17 protein-coding genes are annotated in these 19,838 nt (G+C 41.5%); 6 read left to right on the plus strand and 11 right to left on the minus strand.

The features are described 5' to 3' along the window. The 4 genes from NFR56_RS00445 to NFR56_RS00460 all read left to right on the plus strand — a co-directional run bounded on the left by NFR56_RS00445 (position 1) and on the right by NFR56_RS00460 (position 3,035). Positions 1-924 (plus strand): ATP-binding protein, encoded by a 924-nt coding sequence (locus NFR56_RS00445; RefSeq protein ID WP_134974114.1) that lies wholly within the window; start codon positions 1-3, stop codon positions 922-924. A gap of 10 nt (positions 925-934) precedes the next feature. Continuing rightward, the gene (locus tag NFR56_RS00450) at positions 935-1,279 is read left to right on the plus strand and encodes an STAS-like domain-containing protein (protein WP_134974115.1); all 345 of its coding nucleotides are present in this window, start codon (positions 935-937) and stop codon (positions 1,277-1,279) included. Further along, positions 1,269-1,793, plus strand: coding sequence for a type II toxin-antitoxin system VapC family toxin (locus tag NFR56_RS00455; protein WP_134974116.1), 525 nt, complete (start codon positions 1,269-1,271; stop codon positions 1,791-1,793). Before NFR56_RS00450 ends, NFR56_RS00455 begins: the two co-directional genes overlap by 11 nt. A gap of 117 nt (positions 1,794-1,910) precedes the next feature. After that, complete coding sequence (locus tag NFR56_RS00460; RefSeq protein WP_134974117.1) at positions 1,911-3,035, plus strand: site-specific integrase; 1,125 nt, start codon at positions 1,911-1,913, stop codon at positions 3,033-3,035. A gap of 116 nt (positions 3,036-3,151) precedes the next feature. Here NFR56_RS00460 and NFR56_RS00465 read toward each other — a convergent pair whose 3' ends face one another. The 4 genes from NFR56_RS00465 to yycF form a co-directional block, all read right to left on the minus strand. Then, entirely contained in the window at positions 3,152-3,538 is a 387-nt protein-coding gene (locus NFR56_RS00465; protein WP_134974118.1) for a YbaN family protein, read from the minus strand. Positions 3,539-3,658: 120 nt separating this feature from the next. Then, positions 3,659-4,468 carry an exodeoxyribonuclease WalJ gene (locus NFR56_RS00470; protein WP_049485713.1) on the minus strand — a complete coding sequence of 270 codons (810 nt, stop codon included), beginning with the start codon at positions 4,466-4,468 and terminating at the stop codon, positions 3,659-3,661. 7 nt (positions 4,469-4,475) lie between these two features. Next, on the minus strand, positions 4,476-5,828 hold the full coding sequence (gene vicK / locus NFR56_RS00475; protein ID WP_134974119.1) for a cell wall metabolism sensor histidine kinase VicK: 1,353 nt from the start codon (positions 5,826-5,828) through the stop codon (positions 4,476-4,478). Then, positions 5,821-6,522: a response regulator YycF gene (yycF, locus tag NFR56_RS00480; RefSeq protein WP_003008151.1), complete on the minus strand. Its 702-nt coding sequence runs from the start codon at positions 6,520-6,522 to the stop codon at positions 5,821-5,823. Before yycF ends, vicK begins: the two co-directional genes overlap by 8 nt. Before the next feature lie 501 nt (positions 6,523-7,023). Between yycF and NFR56_RS00485 the strand changes: the two genes are divergently transcribed. Then, positions 7,024-8,073, plus strand: a complete 1,050-nt coding sequence (locus tag NFR56_RS00485; RefSeq protein WP_134974120.1) for a TIGR00341 family protein — start codon at positions 7,024-7,026, stop codon at positions 8,071-8,073. 211 nt (positions 8,074-8,284) lie between these two features. On the opposite strand, the gene thrS is transcribed toward NFR56_RS00485, so the two are convergent. The 4 genes from thrS to ccpA form a co-directional block, all read right to left on the minus strand. Continuing rightward, a complete protein-coding gene (gene thrS / locus NFR56_RS00490) occupies positions 8,285-10,228 on the minus strand; it encodes a threonine--tRNA ligase (protein ID WP_134974121.1) in 1,944 nt (647 codons plus the stop codon). A 353-nt stretch (positions 10,229-10,581) separates the two neighbouring features. Continuing rightward, entirely contained in the window at positions 10,582-11,904 is a 1,323-nt protein-coding gene (locus tag NFR56_RS00495; RefSeq protein WP_070595236.1) for a glycosyltransferase family 4 protein, read from the minus strand. Between the two features lies 1 nt (position 11,905). Then, the gene (locus NFR56_RS00500; protein ID WP_251457031.1) at positions 11,906-12,904 is read right to left on the minus strand and encodes an LTA glycolipid anchor biosynthesis glycosyltransferase, IagA/BgsA family; all 999 of its coding nucleotides are present in this window, start codon (positions 12,902-12,904) and stop codon (positions 11,906-11,908) included. Between the two features lie 141 nt (positions 12,905-13,045). After that, the gene (ccpA, locus tag NFR56_RS00505) at positions 13,046-14,050 is read right to left on the minus strand and encodes a catabolite control protein A (protein ID WP_045759706.1); all 1,005 of its coding nucleotides are present in this window, start codon (positions 14,048-14,050) and stop codon (positions 13,046-13,048) included. 160 nt (positions 14,051-14,210) lie between these two features. Here ccpA and NFR56_RS00510 point away from each other — a divergent pair, with 160 nt between their 5' ends. Then, positions 14,211-15,293 (plus strand): M24 family metallopeptidase, encoded by a 1,083-nt coding sequence (locus NFR56_RS00510; protein WP_070595239.1) that lies wholly within the window; start codon positions 14,211-14,213, stop codon positions 15,291-15,293. 240 nt (positions 15,294-15,533) lie between these two features. On the opposite strand, the gene NFR56_RS00515 is transcribed toward NFR56_RS00510, so the two are convergent. The 3 genes from NFR56_RS00515 to NFR56_RS00525 form a co-directional block, all read right to left on the minus strand. After that, the gene (locus tag NFR56_RS00515; RefSeq protein ID WP_031576605.1) at positions 15,534-15,983 is read right to left on the minus strand and encodes an Rrf2 family transcriptional regulator; all 450 of its coding nucleotides are present in this window, start codon (positions 15,981-15,983) and stop codon (positions 15,534-15,536) included. Positions 15,984-16,094: 111 nt separating this feature from the next. After that, positions 16,095-16,937: a metallophosphoesterase family protein gene (locus NFR56_RS00520; RefSeq protein WP_070595241.1), complete on the minus strand. Its 843-nt coding sequence runs from the start codon at positions 16,935-16,937 to the stop codon at positions 16,095-16,097. 165 nt (positions 16,938-17,102) lie between these two features. Continuing rightward, positions 17,103-19,826 (minus strand): FtsX-like permease family protein, encoded by a 2,724-nt coding sequence (locus NFR56_RS00525; RefSeq protein ID WP_251457034.1) that lies wholly within the window; start codon positions 19,824-19,826, stop codon positions 17,103-17,105. Positions 19,827-19,838 lie beyond the last annotated feature (12 nt).

Raw genomic sequence — 19,838 nt, forward strand, 5'->3', positions numbered from 1 at the left:
ATGGCGGAATATGAAATTTTTTTACCAAGAACTCTGAATAACGAATATTCCATTCTGCTTGAACTCTATCAACAAATAGAGAATATTCTTCCAGTTCTAGAAGAAAAAGATAGTGTTATTTTTAACTTTGAAAATATCCGTTGGATAAATGCTGAAATGACCGTTTTTTTAGGGATGATATTTAGCGAAGTTAATGCTAGAGGAGCAACCGTATATGCTTTATTAGATAATCTTTCACTAAAATCAAAGGAAATCCTTTTAAAAAATGGATTTTTAAAACATTTCGGTCTTAAATATGAGCTAGATGATGCCTATAACACCACCATTCCATTTTTTAGAAGAAATATAGAAAATATCGAAGAAATTGACGAATATATAGATGATGAGTTGTTAAGGCAGATTCGGACTAAAACCTCTGAGGATTTTTTAGGCGAGATAAAAGAGGCCTTGTTAGAAATCATCCATAACGTTCGAGATCATTCTCATTCAGATGTACTCTATATGTGTGGCCAACATTACCCTCGTAAACCTAGTGATAGTAAAAAGGGAACCATATCTTTTGCTATATCTGACAATGGTATTGGAATGATAGAAAACATAAAAACCAAAGGACATTCTTTTCCTGATTCAGTAGATTACTTTGAGTGGGCTTTTGATAAAGGAACTTCTACAAAAGAAAATTTTGACAGCGGAGTCGGATTATACTTACTTAAGAAAAAACTTAACGGAAAAGGCGAGATTCGAATAGTATCGAATAACGGATACTATCACATCGATAAAACTGGCTATATTACCTATTTAGAGTTCCCGTTTAACATCTCTGGAACACTTGCAATCATCACTATTTTTCTTGATGATTGCCAAACCACTTCCCTTTCTGATACAATAGATTTATCAGGACTACTAGAAGAATGGTTTATATAAAGGAGCAAATATGACAACACTAAATATTGCTGAGATTATCAACAATAAATCAGCTATCCTGTCTGACACTGGAGAAATTGTTTTCCAGAAAATTAAAGAATACGTTGAAAAAGATGAACCGGTGACACTAGATTTCACAGGAATTGAAACACTGACCACAGCTTTTCTAAATCTTGCAATTGGCCAGCTTTATGACTTAAAACCAACAGACCAACTAACAAAGTTAGTAAAGATAAAAAAATCATCAGTCAGCAATTCTCATTTACAAAAGATTGGTCTTGTTCTAACTAATAGCAAAGAAAAAAGACAAGAATTAGCCGATTTGCAGGATGAGGTAATGCAGGATGGCTATTAGTAAAGATTTAAACACTTATACCTTACGACCGGGTGAAAGTTTTTTAGTTGATACAAATGTTTGGGTATATCTTTTCTCACCTTTTTCGACCAGTGACTTTGGTTATCAAAATTTCTTAGACGAAGCCCAGAATAAAAATTGCAAGCTCTTCATAAACTCACAAATCATTTCAGAGTATATCAATGTTATTTGTAGAACAGCTTATGAAAAGTATGTAAGAGCTAATGGATTAACTAAGAATAGATTTAAGTTCAAACGTGATTACCAACAAACTGAAGATTACTTAAACAATTATCAAATAGCTTGCGACAGCGTAAAAAATGACCTTTTGAAGTATAGTAAGATTTTACCAATAAAACTTTGGCATATTCGCAACAGTTTGAATGATTACCATCAAATGAAAGACTACAACGACCTTCTCTATACTAAGATGACAAAAGGGAAAATTAAAATCGTGAGTCACGATAAAGATTTCGGTAATCATCCAGAAGATATTATCTGGTTACATTATTAAAAAATCCCCATACTCTCCTTCGCCAAAAATTGAGTATGAGGAAATCTCTTATAAGAAACAACCATTCAAAAGGTCGTTTTCTTATACCCATTTTAACAAGAAATGAGGTAAAAATCAATGATCAAAAAATATTTAACCAAAGACGGTGAAACCCGTTATATGCTCCAAGCGTATCTTGGTGTTGATCCATTTACTGGCAAGCAAAAACGCACGACTCGTAGAGGGTTTAAAACGCAAAAGGAAGCAAAGAAAGCAGAACGGGATCTACTGCTATCTGTTGAAGAGAATGGCTTTACAGATCACTCTAGCAAGCCTACGTTTAAAGAGGTAGCCGACCTGTGGCTAGAGAGCTATGAAACGACTGTGAAGCCTACGACATACCAAAATACAAAGAACTATCTCAATGCTATCATAGAACATCATTTTAAGGAAATTCGAATAGAGAGCGTGTCCGTGGCCAAGATGCAAAAGATTGTCATAGAATTAAGTAAGAAATATGTGACTTACTTAAATTATCTGTCAATCATCAATCGTGTATTTAAGTATGCTGTGCATCTGGATATTATCCAGACCAATCCAGTTGATAGGATCATACGACCTAAGCAGCAGAAACCACGCAAGGAAAAGATAGCACTCACCAAAAAAGAATTAAACAAATTTCTCACGCTGGCGAAGAAAGATGCCAGACCTGTCCTGTATGCTGCATGGCACACACTCGCTTATACTGGACTGAGACGAGGGGAATTGCTAGGCCTTGAATGGTCCGATGTTGATTTTAAAAATAAGACGATATCAGTTAGTAAGACACTTGTCACGATTAATGGCAAGCTGTCCACTCAATCACCTAAAACCAAACGAAGCGCACGGACGATCTCGCTAGACGATAGCACGGTACAGGTATTAAAAGATTGGAAATTAGAGCAGAAGAAACTATTTTTTAAATTAGGTGTTAAGTCCAAAAATATCGTCATCACAAATACCAAGGGCGGTTACCTCGACTTTGCTCATTTTCGGAACGAACTGCGATACTTCCTCGGCAAGCACAAACTGAAACAATTTAGTGTGCATAGTCTGCGACATACACACGCAAGTTTGCTTTTCGAAGCTGGTATAGAGCCTAAAACCATATCGGACAGATTGGGCCACTCAAATATCCAAACGACACTCGATATGTACACACATTTAAATGACAAACAGCGGTCAGATGTTGCAGATCGCTTATTAAAATTTCTCGAAGCGTAGTCAAAAACGTAGTCAACCCACGGAAACCCTTGATACACAAGGTTTTTTACTTTTATACCAAAAAAGAAGCACGAACGCACTTCTTTTCCTAGTTCTAGGGCCTGAATTCTCCAATTTTAATCAGGACCTTCTTCTGTTTGATTTTCGGACTTATTGGGAATCACTTTTAAGAGATAATAGGTGATAAAAATCGTCAAAGCCCCTAAAGCAAGCTTCACCCAAATAATCGGGGCCAGATAGATTGAAATCCCCATCAGAATGTAGATCTGAAGAAGAATCCATTTCTTCCGTTCTTTGGCAATCGATTTGGTCTCTCGGTAATCCGCTACATAGGTTTGATAAAGCTTGGTTTGGTAGAGCCAAGTTTCAAAGCGTTTGGAACTTTTAGCAAAGCAGGCCATCGATAGCAATAAAAAGGGAGTCGTCGGTAAAATCGGTAAAGGAATCCCAATAATTCCTAATCCCAAAGACACAAAACCAATCGTAAGATAAACAAGGCGCATTTACTTCTCCTTCACACAATACAATTTTCGAACCTTTTCAGTAAACAAAAAAAGAAAAAAACCTACATCTATATTTAAAAAAGGAAGCAACTAACAAGGTGACAGTTGCTTTTCTCTATTTTATATCTTCGTCAAAGGGGTCGCGGTGTCTGGTGATGTATCCAGCACCTCAAAATCATGACCGACAGCTAAATCTGCTCTGGCCAGTTGGTTCTCCATGGTCATATGGGCTAATTCTTTGATATTGTTCTCTTTTGACAAATGCCCCAGATAAATCTTCTTGGTACGATTTCCCAAGGTCCGGATCATGGCATCTGCCCCATCTTCATTAGAAAGGTGGCCCAGATCAGATAAGATCCGTTGCTTCAAACGCCAAGCATACGAACCTGCTCGAAGAATCTCTACATCATGGTTGGACTCAATCAGATAGCCATCCGCATCCGCGACGATTCCTGCTAAGCGATCGCTCACATAGCCCGTATCCGTCAGCATGACAAAGCTCTTCCCATCCTTCATCAAGCGATAAAATTGAGGGGCTGCAGCATCGTGACTAACGCCAAAGCTCTCAATATCAATATCTCCGAAAGTCTTGGTCTTGCCCATTTCAAAGATATGCTTTTGAGCATCATCGACCTTTCCTAGATACTTGGTCCCTTCCATAGCCTTCCAAGTGGCTTCATTGGCATATAGATCCATCCCATATTTCCGCGCTAAAACACCCACACCATGGATATGGTCTGAGTGTTCGTGCGTAATCAGAATGGCATCTAAATCTTCTGGTTTGCGATCAATTTCAGCCAATAGTCCCGTAATCTTTTTCCCTGATAGCCCTGCATCAATGAGCAGTTTTTTCTTTGGTGTCTCAAAGTAGAAAGAATTTCCACTAGAACCTGAAGCTAAAATACTGTACTTAAATCCCTCTTCTGTCATTGACTCCTTATTCTTCCTCTTCTGTATCCCAATCGTCTTTAATCGCATCTTTGTCGTACGGCAAGACAATGGTAAAGGTAGATCCCTTACCATATTCACTCTTGGCCCAAATAAAGCCTTTGTGCTGCTTAATGATCTCCTTAGCAATGGCTAAGCCCAGACCAGTCCCACCTTGGGCCCGGCTACGCGCCTTATCCACTCGGTAAAAGCGATCAAAAATGCGCGGCAAGTCTTTCTTGGGAATCCCCAAGCCCTCATCTGAGATGGAGATAATCAACTGGGCGTCTGTCGTTTTCATCCCTACCTTGATCTTTCCACCATCAGGAGAGTACTTGATGGCATTGTTCAAGATATTGTCGATCACCTGGGTCATTTTATCCGTATCAATTTCCACCCAAATCGGGGTGATTGGATATTCACGGATCAGTTCATACTTCTTGGTATCTTCTTGCGATTGACTCTTGATCTTATCAAACCGGTTTAAAATAAAGGTAATAAAGGCCGTAAAGTTGGTCAACTCGATGTCCAACTGACTAGTTTCATTATCGATCCGTGACAAGCTCAAAAGATCTGTGACCATGCGCATCATGCGGTTGGTTTCATTCAGTGAAACCTTGACAAAATCTGGTGCCACCGGCTCTGACAAAGCGCCATCATCTAGGGCTTCCAGGTAGGATTTCACACTGGTCAAAGGTGTTCGCAGTTCATGACTTACATTGGAGACAAAGAGGCGACGTTCCCGTTCTTCCTTTTCCTGCTCTGTCGTATCGTGCAAGACAGCTACCAGACCAGAGATAAAACCTGACTCGCGACGAATCAAGGCAAAGCGCACACGAAGGCTTAAGTATTCTCCATTTTCATCCTGGGAATCGATGGTTAACTCTGGTACTTCAGTAATCAAGCTTCGCAGGTCATAGTCGTCTCCAAGCGAAAGCAAATCTAAAATACTGGTATTGAGCACCTCATCTGGATTGACATTCAATTGCTTGGCTGCCATTTCATTGACCATGATGATCTGACCGCGTCTGTTGGTCGCAAGCACCCCGTCTGTCATGTAAGAAAGGATACTGGTCAAACGCTTGGTTTCTTGTTCCAAGTTTTCATGCGTCAGGCGAATGACCTCAGATAGATCATTGATACTATTGGTCATATCCGTCAGTTCTGGACTTCCTTGCATGTCGACCACTTCAGAATAGTCCCCTGCAATCAGATCTTTAATTTTGGCGTTTAATTGTCTGAGCTTGATATTGTCCCTACGGTTTTCTAGCAAAAGCAAGGCTACCACAATGATAAACCCAACCGTAATCAGAACAAAGACAAGGTTCGACGACATTACAAATTGTTTTAGTTGATCAATCATTGTTTCTCATATAATATCCAACACCACGACGGGTCAAGATATATTCTGGACGTCCCGGTGTGTCCTCGATTTTTTCACGCAAACGACGAACCGTCACGTCTACTGTCCGAACATCACCAAAGTAATCATAGCCCCACACCGTCTCAAGAAGGTGCTCACGGGTCATCACTTGACCGACATGGGTCGCAAGGTGATAGAGCAATTCAAATTCGCGATGGGTCAAGTCCAATTCTTTGTTGCCTTTTTGAACCAAGAAAGCATCTGGAAGAATGTGAAGATCACCAATGACAATTTCCGTATCGGCCTCATTTTCAAGCTGAGGATCAGCCGCAAACTCAGAACGACGCAACAAGGCTTTCACACGCGCTTGCAATTCCCGATTCGAGAAGGGTTTGGTGACATAGTCATCCGCCCCGATTTCAAGCCCAATGACCTTATCAAATTCCGTATCCTTAGCAGATAGGACAATGATCGGCACATTGCTAGTCTTACGAATCGTCCGCGCCACTTCCAAGCCATCAATCTCTGGCAACATCAAATCTAGAATAATGATATCCGGATTTTCAGCCGCAAAGACCTCTAAAGCTTCCCGACCATCAAAGGCTGTCAATACCTCATAGCCTTCTTTTGCCATGTTAAATTTGATAATATCTGAAATTGGTTTTTCATCATCAACTACTAATATTTTTTTCATCTTACATACCCGTTTCTAATGCTACTTTTCCTTATCAATCTCTATCTTCTTATTATATCAAACTTATGAAGAAATGTGGAGTCTCAATTGCTGGACTTTCCAATAAGACAAAGCAAAAAGACTGAGATCGTTACATCTCAATCTTTTTATTTTTTCATTATTTCTCAACACGTGATTTGTTGGCGATATCAGCTAGGATTCCTGCTACATACTCATCATGTTTAAACATTAAAACGGTATCTACTTTCAGAGGAGATATCGTTTTTCTTCTTCGGATAAGGATACAAAAATTTCTGCCTTCACTATCTTTTAAATTAATTGATTTCTTCAGAGAAAGACTGTAAAATTTTTGATATAATGTCAAGGATGGACTGATGGATAGTTAAAAGATAATGTTCAAAAAAATCATAGGTAAGAATTAAAAACATGTCAGTTTGGACAGAAGGCTCTCTACCATCATCCATGCAGAAACAAGATTATATGAAATAAAAGGAGTAACCAATGTCCGGAAACTATTCAACACGTGAATTCCGCGAGAAACTATATGATGACCTTCATGTTCGATTAAGAGATACAGTGATTTTGATGTGTGCGATTTTTATTGCCTCTATAGGTCTAAATATGAATTCAACAGCTGTCATTATTGGAGCCATGCTGATTTCCCCTCTTATGACACCGATTGTTGGACTGGGATTCGGTTTAGCTATTTTTGATACGCGTTTAATCAAGCAATCTCTAGAGGTTTTATTTACTCAAGTATTGGTCAGTTTGCTTGTCTCGACTCTGTATTTCTGGATTACTCCCTTATCTTATGCAAGTAGCGAGTTGATTGCACGAACATCTCCAACCATTTGGGATGTTCTCATTGCTATTGCTGGTGGGATAGCAGGTGTAATTGGTTCAAGGAAAAAAGAAGCAAACAATATCGTGCCTGGCGTAGCCATTGCAACAGCTTTGATGCCACCTATCTGTACTGCAGGCTATGGTTTAGCTAATGGAAATGTGCGATTTTTATTCGGGGCTCTCTATCTTTTCTTGATTAACTGTGTCTTTATCATGCTAACCAATATTGTTGGAACAAGAATTTTAATGAGAAAATCTCCCTTAAGTTCATTTAAAGAGCTAAACATTAAAATGAAAATTGGCTTGATATCCTTGATTGTATTATTGGTTCTTCCAGCCAGCTATTCAGCAGTCACTCTGACGATGGATCAAGCACGAAAAGAAGGGATTAAACAGTTTGTAGGCAAAGAGTTCTCTAATCATACGATCATTAATCAAGTCTACAAGTCAAGTAGCAATGAATTAGTCTTGACAGTTGTTGGAGATCCGATTTCAGAAGAAGAATTAGAAACAATTCGCCAAAAGCAAGCCTCTTACGGTATTCAATCTGTTCAATTGAAAGTCAATCAAGTCCATAATTCGACAAAATTAGATAGTGAGATGACCAAGGAATTTTATGAAACCATTAACAAGTATATCGATCAAAAACTCTCTGAAAAAGATTCTCAAAAAGATCTCATAAAAGAAAATGAAGCAGACAAGGACTGAGGATAGTGAACTTATCTAACTCGAGGAAGCAAATCTTGGGAGGATATCCTATATCCAAAAGTTAGTGGATAGAAAGGATTGTTGATGAGGATACTATTTGTGGTGGTTTGACAGATCACTACTAGCTCAGCTTAATCAAAATGTAAAAAAGCAACAACTATTTCAGTTGTTGCTTTTTAGGTGGCTGAGATTTTGTTCTAGGTTAAATGGTTTATTTCTCAACACGGGATTTATTTGCAATATCTGCAAGAATCAATTCTACAAATGCATCCACTGACATGGTTTCTGTTTCTTTTTGACCATAACGACGTACGTTTACAGCCTTGTCTTCCATTTCCTTGTCACCAACAATCAATTGGTAAGGAATTTTTTGAGTTTGTGAAGCACGGATCTTGAACTGCATTTTTTCATTGCGTTCATCCACATCTGCACGAACACCACAGTCACGAAGTTTCTTAGCCACTTCCCAAGCATAGTCCACGTGTTTTTCGTTCGATACTGGGATAAGGGTTACTTGGTGAGGAGCAAGCCAGGTTGGGAAAGCTCCCTTGTAGTTTTCAATCAAGATCGCAGTAAAGCGTTCCATCGTTGAGATAACCCCACGGTGGATCATGACTGGACGGTGTTCTTCTCCGTCTGCTCCGATGTAATGAAGATCAAAGCGTTCTGGAAGCAAGAAGTCCAATTGGATAGTTGAAAGAGTTTCTTCTTTACCAAGAGCTGTTTTCACTTGGATATCCAATTTTGGTCCGTAGAAGGCTGCTTCTCCTTCAGCTTCATAGTACTCAACACCCATATCATCAACGGCTGCTTTCAACATGCGTTGCGCATTTTCCCACATTTCATCGTTGTCAAAGTATTTGTGTTTGTCTTCAGGATCACGATAAGACAAGCGGAAACGGTAATCCGTCAAGTTAAAGTCTTCATACACATCGATGATCAATTGAAGGATCTTCTTGAATTCTTCCTCGATTTGTTCTGGAGCCACAAAAGTATGACCATCATTCAGAGACATTTCACGGACACGTTGAAGACCAGTCAAAGCACCTGATTTTTCATAACGGTGCATCATACCAATTTCAGCGATACGGATTGGCAATTCACGGTAAGAATGCACATGGTGTTTGTAGACTTCAATGTGGTGAGGGCAGTTCATTGGACGAAGAACAAACTCTTCTCCATCCCCCATATCCATTGGTGGGAACATGTCTTCGCGGTAGTGATCCCAGTGACCTGAAGTTTTATAAAGTTCTACAGAAGCAATTGGTGGAGTGTAGACGTGTTGGTAGCCTGCTGCTACTTCTTTATCAACGATGTAGCGTTCCAACTCACGACGGATGGTCGCACCATTTGGCAACCAGAATGGAAGACCTTGACCAACTTCTTGAGAAATCATGAAGAGGTCAAGCTCTTTACCAAGTTTACGGTGGTCACGTTCCTTAGCTTCTTCACGCATTTGAAGGTAGTTCTTCAAGTCTTTCTTGTCAAACCAAGCTGTACCATAGATCCGTTGCATCATCGCATTGTCGCTATTCCCACGCCAGTAAGCACCAGCAACGTTCAGAAGGTGGAAGATTTGGATGCGACCAGTTGATGGGACGTGTGGGCCACGGCAAAGGTCAACGTATTCACCTTGACGGTAGATGGTCAACCCACCTTCGTCTTCTGAGTGTTCTTCAATCAATTCCAATTTGTAGGGATCATTTTTGAAGATTTCACGCGCTTCATCCTTGGTAACTTCTTCACGGATAGATGGGAAGTTTTCTTTCACGATTTTCTTCATTTCTTCTTCGATACGAGGAAGGTCTTCATTAGAAATTTGACCAGCTTGGTTGTCTGTATCGTAGTAGAAACCATCTTCGATCGCTGGACCGACACCCAAGTGAATATCTGGGAAGAGGCGACGAGCTGCTTGGGCAAACAAGTGTGCCGCTGAGTGACGCAAGATTGGAAGAGCATCTTCGTGATCAGGTGTCACGATTTCAATGCTTCCATCTTCGGTGATGGCACGAGTTGTGTCAATCAATTTGCCGTTGAATTTACCAGCAAGAGCTTTTTTAGCCAAAGAATTGCTGATAGATTGGGCAATTTCAAAAGTAGTAACGCCAGATTCGAATTCACGAACAGCGCCATCTGGGAAAGTAATCTTAATCATGATTTTCTCCTTATAAAGTTTTTAGTAGCTAAATGGGTGGGAGGTGTCTTTGAACATTGGAATCATCTCTCCTTTTGATTTCCTCATTAAGAAATCAAAAAAGCGACCTCCTCGAAAGGACGTCGCAACGTGGTTCCACCTTCATTTATGTTCCTCAAAAAAGAGGGACACCTCTGATTGGCTCTAACGTAGCCACCGTTTTATGTTTGCATAAAAGAATCACGAGTAGTCCCAAACCTATCCTCTACGCGATTTCCAGCCCCACGCGCTCTCTATCAGATTTCCTAGATTTGATATGTCTCTGTCAGTTATTATAGCACGATTGAAAAATTTTGCAAGAAAAAGTTTCATTTTCAATCAAAGAAATGCGTGATTTTACGGATTTTCTTTACTTGTTTGACCGAAGCCTTCATCATCTTCACAGATCCATTGACCGGAAGAGCAATCACCTTGGTCGGGATTTTCACAATGGTCTTAGACATCCGCTTGACCCGACTTTGCTCAGGATTCAAATCATTTGAGAAGTCTTTAGAGATGATTTTATCCAAGTAAAATTCGTAGACCCGACGGCCAAAGGTTGCTGCAGAAATATCATCAATCTTTTCTGCCCACTTGGTCTCATCGATTGCGGGCATCTCGTCAATCGCTTCAAGAATCGCTTGCGCCAGATCGCTCTCTTCATAAAAGAGCTTTCCAAACATAGGATCATCAATCACATGATCGAGATAAGGATTGCCATGAGCGATGATCGGGGTACCACTTGCAATACTCTCTAAATAGGTCAACCCTTGCGTCTCACTCGTTGAAGCTGAAATAAAGAAGTCAGCCGCTTTATAGTAGAGAGCTGTCTCATTTGGTGGGATCATCCCTGTAAAGACAACCGCATCTGAAATCCCCAGTTTCACCGCTTGTTTTTTCAAATCATCCAAATAAGGACCATCTCCAGCCACGATCAACTTAACTTTTGGATTGACCTTGAGGACATCAGGAAGGGCCGCGATAACAGCCTGGATGTTCTTTTCATAAGAGACCCGCGACAGGCTCAATAAAAGCGTTTCATCTTCTGCGACTTCATATTTTTCACGAAGAGCAGCTGTCTCTGTCGGAGTGATTTCTGGTCGGTCAAACTTGGCCAAATCAATTCCTGTCGGAATAATGCGTTTTTCTGCCTTGACCTTGTACTTTTGGAGCAAGTCATAGACGATCTCACTAGGACAGATCACGCCGTCCAGATCATTCATATAACTTCTCACAATGTATTTGACCATACTTGGGCGAATGACCATGCCTCTTGCAATATAGCGGACATAGTCCTCATACTGGGTATGATAGGTATGAATAACTGGAATCCGCAACTCGCGTCCAATCCACACTCCCAAAAGGCCCAGTGAAAACTCAGTCTGGGTATGGATAATATCAAGCTGGTATTGCTTGGCAATGGCAAGCGCCTTTGAGAATCCACGGTAAGCAACGCGGCGGTCCTTAAAGGCGAAGAAAGGCACACTTGGAATCCGAATGATCTGCCAATCTTCATAGCGGTTCACATCTTTATCCGTTGTCGTAAAGATAAAGACCGTGTGACCCAATTTTTCTAATTCTGTTTTGAGCGTCCGAATACTGGTCGCCACTCCCGAAACTTGCGGGAAATAGGTATCTGTAAATAACCCTACACGCATCTTACATCTCCAAAACTGTTTGATAGGCTTCGACCAATTGATAAGCCACTAAGTCGATCGAACGACTTTCAGCAACCTTGTAGCCTGCCTCCCGCTTGTCTACTTGTCCGTTCAAGACCTTGTTCAAGGAATCCACAAATTCGTCTACATTATGGCACAATTCAGATGACGTCTCGTCAATCCAGCCATTGTATACGGGAATATCCCGCAAGACCGTGTGCTGATGACTGGCCAAGGCCTCCAAAACAACGATTCCTTCTGTTTCTTCATAAGATGGGAAGAAGAAAGCATCTGAACCCGTCATGGCCCCTTGGAAGACCGCTCCCTTGAAGTAGCCAGGGAATTCCACATTACTCGGATGATCCTTTTCCACGATACGACGAATCTTACGCGGAATGATCCATTTGTTGATAGAACCTAGCCAGATAAAGCGCACATCCGGCATGCGACGGGCCACTTCTACGAAATCTTCAATTCCTTTACGTTTAAAATAAAGCCCTGCACAGATGACAACCTTTTGGCCTTCTTGGATATTAAAATGCTTGCGAAAGACTTCTTCTTTTTTCGGATCCTTCTTGTATTTTTCCAAATCAATTCCATTGGAAACCGCGATAATCGGTGTAGTCACCCCATAAGACTGAATCAGGTGTTTAGAATACTCAGATGGCGTGATCACATAGTCTGCCTTTTGGTACATGTGAGCCAAATACTTTCCAAACAAGGGCGCAAAAAAGTTAGACCCGATAAAGGAATTTTCAAAATCCTCACGAGTTGAATGGCCATGCATGATGACTTTCTTTCCACGACGCTTTGCTGCATGGAGCAAAAGGAAACTCCGTGGGCCATAGGTATTGATATGCACCACATCATACTCTCCTAAAATATCTGTCGTATACGGAATCCCAGCCAAATCAAGCGCATGCATTTGATGCTGCAAGGCTCGACCAATTCCTGATTTTTGTAATACGGATTTTCCTTCTAAATACAGTAAAACTTTCATACCTTCTATTATACCGAAATAAAGAGTGCCCAGCAAGTCTCTACCTGTTTGCAGTATAAAAAAGAGGCTAGAACAGTTCTGTTCTAGCCTCTCAGACTAGTAGACACGTCTTCCCAAGTCGAGACTCTAGTCTACTAATCCTTATTTTTTGGTCGTTCCACGTTGGTTGATCGTATGAGACAACAGTACTTCGCGTTCTTCCAACTCTTCTTTGTGCATGATCTTAGTCAACATGCGCATACTGATCGCACCAAGGTCATACAAGGGTTGGCCAATCGTTGATAGATTTGGACGCGTGTAACGAGTGACTTGTGAATCATCGCTGGTGATAATTTCAAAGTCTTCTGGTACTTTGATACCGTGATCAGACAAGCCGTTCAAGAGACCTGCAGCCAATTCATCCCCTGTCACAAAAGCAGCTGTTGCTTTTGACGCAATGATGCGTTCTGCCAAGTTGTAACCTTCATCGTAACGGTACTTGGATTCAAAGACAAGTCCTTCGCTATAGCTCAATTTTTTCGCTTTCAAAGCTTCTTTGTAGCCCGCCAAACGGATTTTTCCATTGATATCATCCACCAATGGGCCGCTTACAAAAGCAATTTTCTTGTTGTGTTTTGCCAACTGTGTAACAGCATCAACGGTTGCTTGCTTGTAGTCAATATTGACACTTGGTAATTGGTGTTCAACATCCACTGTCCCAGCAAGGACAACTGGCGTCCGAGAGCGTGAAAATTCTGAGCGAATCTTTTCTGTCAAATGATAGCCCATGAAAATGATCCCATCCACTTGTTTTGAAAAGAGGTTGTTTACCACTGAAACTTCTTTGTCATCGTCTTCATCGCTATTTGCAAGAACAATATTGTACTTGTACATTTCAGCAATGTCATCGATCCCCTTAGCCAATGTAGAGAAATAGCTGTTCGTGATGTTTGGAATCACAACACCGACTGTTGTGGTTTTCTTGCTGGCAAGACCACGCGCAACAGCATTTGGACGGTAATCCAAGCGTTCGATCACTTCTAAAACTTTTTTACGTGTATTTTCTTTAACGTTTTTATTCCCATTTACTACACGACTAACGGTTGCCATTGAAACCCCTGCTTCACGGGCGACATCATAAATTGTTACTGTATCGTCTGTATTCATAAGATTTCCTTTCATTGTTGAAAATTTCGTTTTCACTCTCTAATTAATCCTATTTTATCACTTATTGTAAACACTTTCAAGCATTTTGGTAAAATTTTGTAAACTCTTGCTTTTTTGGGGAAAATTTGACAAAATAGATCCATAGAAAGAAGGTAGCATTATGTCTAAATTAGATCAAATCGTCGATTTTCTTGAAACTGAAAAAACAGATGTCGCTGTTGTATCCGATCCTGTCACCATCAATTACCTGACTGGATTTTACAGTGATCCCCACGAACGTCAACTCTTCTTGTTCGTCTACACTGACCACGAACCACTTCTCTTCGTTCCTGCACTTGAAGTGGAACGGGCGACTGCAGTTGTCGATTTCCAAGTGGTTGGCTATGTGGATTCTGAAAACCCTTGGGAAAAGATTAAAGGGGCTATCGCAAAACCAGATGCTAAAACCGTTGCACTTGAATATGATAACTTGATCCTGACCAAATTCAATGGCTTACGTACTGTCTTTGAAAAGGCTCAATTCACCAACTTGACACCACGGATTAACCGGATGCGCTTGATCAAATCTGCTGATGAGATCCAAAAAATGTTGGTGGCTGGTCAATATGCAGATAAGGCTGTCAATATGGGATTCGACGCCATCTCACTGGATAAAACAGAAACTGATATCGTAGCAGAAATCGACTTTGGTATCAAACGCTTGGGTTATGAAATGAGCTTTGAAACCATGGTCTTGACTGGAAATAATGCAGCTAACCCACACGGAATTCCTGGAAGCAACAAAGTCGAAAACGATGCCCTCTTGCTCTTTGACCTTGGCTGTATGGTGAATGGTTATGCGTCTGATATGACTCGTACTGTTGCTGTTGGAAAACCTGATGATTTCAAAAAAGAAATCTACCACTTGACGTTAGAAGCTCAACAAGCAGCCATTGACATGATCAAACCAGGTGTAACAGCACACGACGTCGACCGTGCTGCACGGAGCGTCATTGAAAAAGCTGGCTATGGTGAGTACTTCAACCACCGCCTCGGACACGGTATCGGAATGGACGTGCATGAATTCCCTTCTATTATGGAAGGAAATGACATGGTGCTTGAAGAAGGCATGTGCTTCTCAGTCGAACCAGGAATCTATATTCCAGGTAAAGTCGGTGTTCGTATCGAAGATTGTGGGTACGTCACAAAAGACGGATTTGGACTCTTCACTGAAACCAGCAAAGACTTACTTTACTTTGACTAATCCTTTAGTCGTTTCAATATATAACAAACATCTTGTTTCGTTAATAACTATAAAAAATGAGGCTGGGACAAAAGTCCTAGCCTCTTAATTATCTTTGGATTGTCGAGCAAGACGCAGTGGTTGAGTGGGCTCTACTACGCTGATTTCATCAGCTTTTACAGCCCTACTCAACTGTGCGGAGGTGGGACGACGAAATCGAATTCTAACGAATTACCGATTTCTTTCCCACTCTCTTTTTTCTTATGAAACCGATTCGAGTTTCATTCTTTTCTGCGTATCTTCTACGACGTCTTTTAAAGTGGTTTGGGACATTTCTTTTTCCATAGCAGTCTGAATGTCCTCAAGCTTTCCATCTAAAACATTATGGATATTGTGGCCAATTGGGCAGGCTGGATTCGGATTGTCATGAAAACCAAATAATTGACCTGTCGAACCTAAGCATTCTACTGCTTGATAGATATCCAGCAGGCTGATCTCATCGGCTGCTTTTGCGAGCTCAGCTCCGCCTGTCCCACGCGCTACATGGATCAATCCTGCTTTCTTCAACTGAGACAAGGTCTTTCGAATAATAACAGGGTTGACACCAACACTTCCTGCCAAAAAATCACTGGTTACTTTTGTTTTTTCTCCTTGTAGAGCAATCATGATCAAGACATGAGTCCCAATGGTAAAGCGACTCGAAATTTGCATAACTTCACTCCTTTCTACCCGTTTTGAAGGTAGAGTCTATTGAACAACCGTCAAGGGACGACTTTCGTTATTCCTATTATACTCTTTTTAGTTGTAATGTCAACAGTTACACTATTGGAAGAAGTCTTCTAGCCAAGCATCGATTTCTCGATCATGACCTTCTCTCTGCTCAATCTCATGAAGGAGCTCATGATTGTGGGTATGATGAATGCCATTGACCAAACTTTCATAATACACTTGGTAATAAGGAAGATGGAGGTCTTTTGCGAGTTGCAATTCTTTTTGGACATCATAGTCCACCCGTCTAAAATCGACATCTTTTAGCCCCATTTGATCAAATTCAAGAATAGCATACATGGCCCGAAGATCCTTGCGAAGATTCTTTTCCAAAAAGAAAGGTTGACCGATCGACCCAGGATTGATGATCAGTTCTCCTCCTGTCCCGTAACGGAAAAACTGCTGGTGAATGTGTCCGTAGACTGCAATATCACAAGACGGGTTTGTCACCAAGCGATCAAAATCCTTCTGCTCACCAATGTGGATCAATTCGCGACCCCAATTCTTATCAGGTAAGTGGTGGGTGATGCCGATCTTTAAACCTGCGATTTCTCTATGGACCTGCATGGGCGTTTTCTGCATGTCTTCAATTTCCTGGGGCGTGATTTCTTCAAGAATATATTGACACTGGCGCATGAGGTAGCGATGACTGGGTCTGGTCTCATCCAACATCCCCCTCATAGCCCGCCAAAGACTATCTTCCCAGTTTCCAAGGACTTTTACCGTAATCGGTAACTCCTCTAACAGCTCCAAGAGGGCCCGTCTCCCCGTCCCTGGCATCAAACTATCTCCCAAGAGCCAATATTCATCCACCTTGGCTTTTCGACTATCCTCTAGGACAGCTTCCAATGCTGTCGTATTTCCATGAATATCTGAAAGTAAAGCAATTTTAGTCATGATCTTCTCCTTCTCTCCATTATAACAAAGAGAAGAAAAACTTCCACCCAAAGGTGAAAGTTTTATGAACATTCCATGCTACCAGAAATGAAAACTCAGGCTAGAAGCGGACGCTTCGTCGTTGGATTTATCTTTTTCCAAAGAGTTGCTTAACGGCTTTGTATCTTAGTCTACTGATTTGAGGGCTTCGAGCATGTCTACTTTTCGAAGATAATGGTCAACATAAATTCCTAACAGGATCAAGAGAAGGAGCATTCCTCCGACAGGGAAGAGGAAAATGCCAAGTCCGACTTTAGGGTAAAAGAGAATGGCATCTGGTGCAATCATAGCAATGAGGAATTGATGAAGATAATAACCACCCACTAATCCCATGAGGATCCCTATGATAGACAATAAGATGGTTTCGCGGTAAATATAGAGCGTCACTTCCTTATTATGGAATCCTAAGACCTTAATGGTCGATAATTCACGGATCCGCTCTGCCACATTGATATTGGTTAAATTATACAAGATCACGATGGCTAGCAAGATCGATACGACTACTAGAATCATCATAGTGGTGTCCAAAGATTTGGCAACTGAATGAAAGAGGGAAATCATCGAAGCATTCTGACTAACCGCCTTCACAGCTGCAAGTTCCATCATGTCCCGACTGACAGCCTGCACTTGTCGTGTAGAAGGATTTCTCAACTGCACCAAATAGCTATTTGCTGAAGTCCGCTTTCCGTAGATTTTTTGGTAACTTGCCTGATCCATATAGATAAAATGGCCGACATAATTTTCAGTGATTCCTGCTACCTTAAAAGTGTGACCATCTAAGGTCAGTCGATCACCGACTGTAACCCGGGCTAGTTGTGCTAGCTTACTACTGATGATGACCCCTTTCTTGAGAGACAAGGGCTCTCCTTGCTTGAGAGAACGTAAGCTGATAAAGGGAGAAAAATCTGTACGATCCGTTACCATCATCGTAATGGTCTGCTTGTCGCGTCCACCCTTTAAAGATGCTTCGATGACCTTACTATAGATGGCTCGATAATCTTTGATATCTGATTTTTCCAGACGATTGGTTAGTTCCTTGCTTTCTTGGCTTGATGCATTCGTTTTTTTGGCTACAATCAACTCATATGATAGGATCTCTTGAAATTGGCGTTTGGGAACCCCTCCTACAGAAGATTGAATCCCTAGCCCTGCGAAGAGAAGAGCAACAGAACCTGCCACTCCAAAAATGGTCATCAGCATCCGTTGTTTGTAACGAAAGAGATTACGAGCAGTGACCTTGTGGGTGAAACTCAGACGCCTCCAAATAAAATGGAGACGCTCCAGGAAAATCCTCGAACCGGATACCGGTGGTTTAGGAAGCAATAAAAGATTGGCTTCTTCTTTTAATTCCTTGCGAGAAACCCAGTAAGCCGGAAGCACACTCGCGACAAAAGACAGTCCTAGCGCAATCAGAGTCATATCGCCATAAAAATACTCTCTGCTCTCTCCAATCACCATCCCTTGCGTAATAATATTGGAAATGATTCCCGATAGGAAATAATGGCCCAGCAAGGTTCCTAGAAGGGTCCCGATCGTCCCTGCAAAGAATCCATAGAGGACAAATTTGAGAATGATGTCCTTGGTACGATAGCCCAGCGCCTTAAAAACGCCTGCATTGGTCCGCTCTTCATCGACAAAGCGGGTCATCGTGGTAAAGGTCACCATGGCTGCTACCAGATAAAGAACGACCGGAAAAATATTTCCAACAGCAGAGATACTACTACTGGCATTGCTATACATCAGGTAACCTTGTCCACCTGGCATGGTCTTGCGGTCATAGACATGATAAGTTGGGATTTCCAGTTGATCTCGCTCCCTTTGAGCTTTTTTCAGCTCCTCCTCTTTTTTTGCGAGCTCCGATTCACCTGCAGTCCAGTCCTTCTTTTTCTGATCCAGTTGTTCTTTGGCTTGATGGAGCTTTTCTTGACTGGCTACTTGCTCTTTAGCTGGCAGAAATGGAGCTAATTTCTTGAACTGGGCCTCCTGCAAGTCTAATTGTTTTTGAGCCTGATCGATCTGATTTTTAGCTGACTGGAGGGTTTCCTTGGCACGACTGAGTTCTTTCTGGCCTTTTTGAATCTGCCCATCCGCCTCCTGCTTGAGTCTTTGATAGCGAGCCTTTCCATTGTCTTTCAGAAGTTTTTCTAACTCTTCTTGATGAGCTTTGAGCCCTTTTTGGTAGACTTGCGAAAAAGAATCTAAAGACTTCAGATCATCAAACTGGATCCGCGCCATCGCGGGAAGTTTAGTCGTAAAGACCTCTTTTGAAACTAGTGCATAGGCATCTAGATTTCCACTACCACTCATGGCAGTGCCTAAATTCTTTTGAGACCACATCTCAGAGGATTGAACAAAACCAACAATGGTGAATTGCTTTCGCTTTAAACTAGAGCGCGTTCCAGCCTTTTCTTCAAGTGTGAGGGTATCCCCTATCTGATAGCGATCCTCCCAAAAACTTGCTAGGGCCAGTTCCCCTTCTTTTTGGGGCAGGCGCCCCTTGGTCACACGAAAGAAAGAAAGACTTTTTGGGGCAGAAAACAGTCGAATTGCCTCTCCTGTTCCTTTCACTGTCAAATCCAGCAGTGAACCAAATTCGACACGCGCCCCTTTGACTCCTAAAAGCTCCTCTTGGTCTGCCTGGTCTAATCCCAAGTCCCCCATGACAGCAAGATCTAGCATCTTTTGTTGCTGAATAAACTGGTTAGCCGTTCGGTGCATATTTGGAGTAGTCACCTTTAAGCCAACCAAGGCCAAGCTTCCCAATAACATCAAGGTTAAGATGGAGAGAAAACGTCCTTTTGAATGTGTAAAGGAAGCAAATAGATCCTTCCAATAGACTTTTCGTTTCATGCTACCACCTCT

The organism is Streptococcus caecimuris (genome assembly GCF_943193075.1).
In the GTDB taxonomy this organism is placed as follows: Bacteria; Bacillota; Bacilli; order Lactobacillales; family Streptococcaceae; genus Streptococcus; species Streptococcus caecimuris.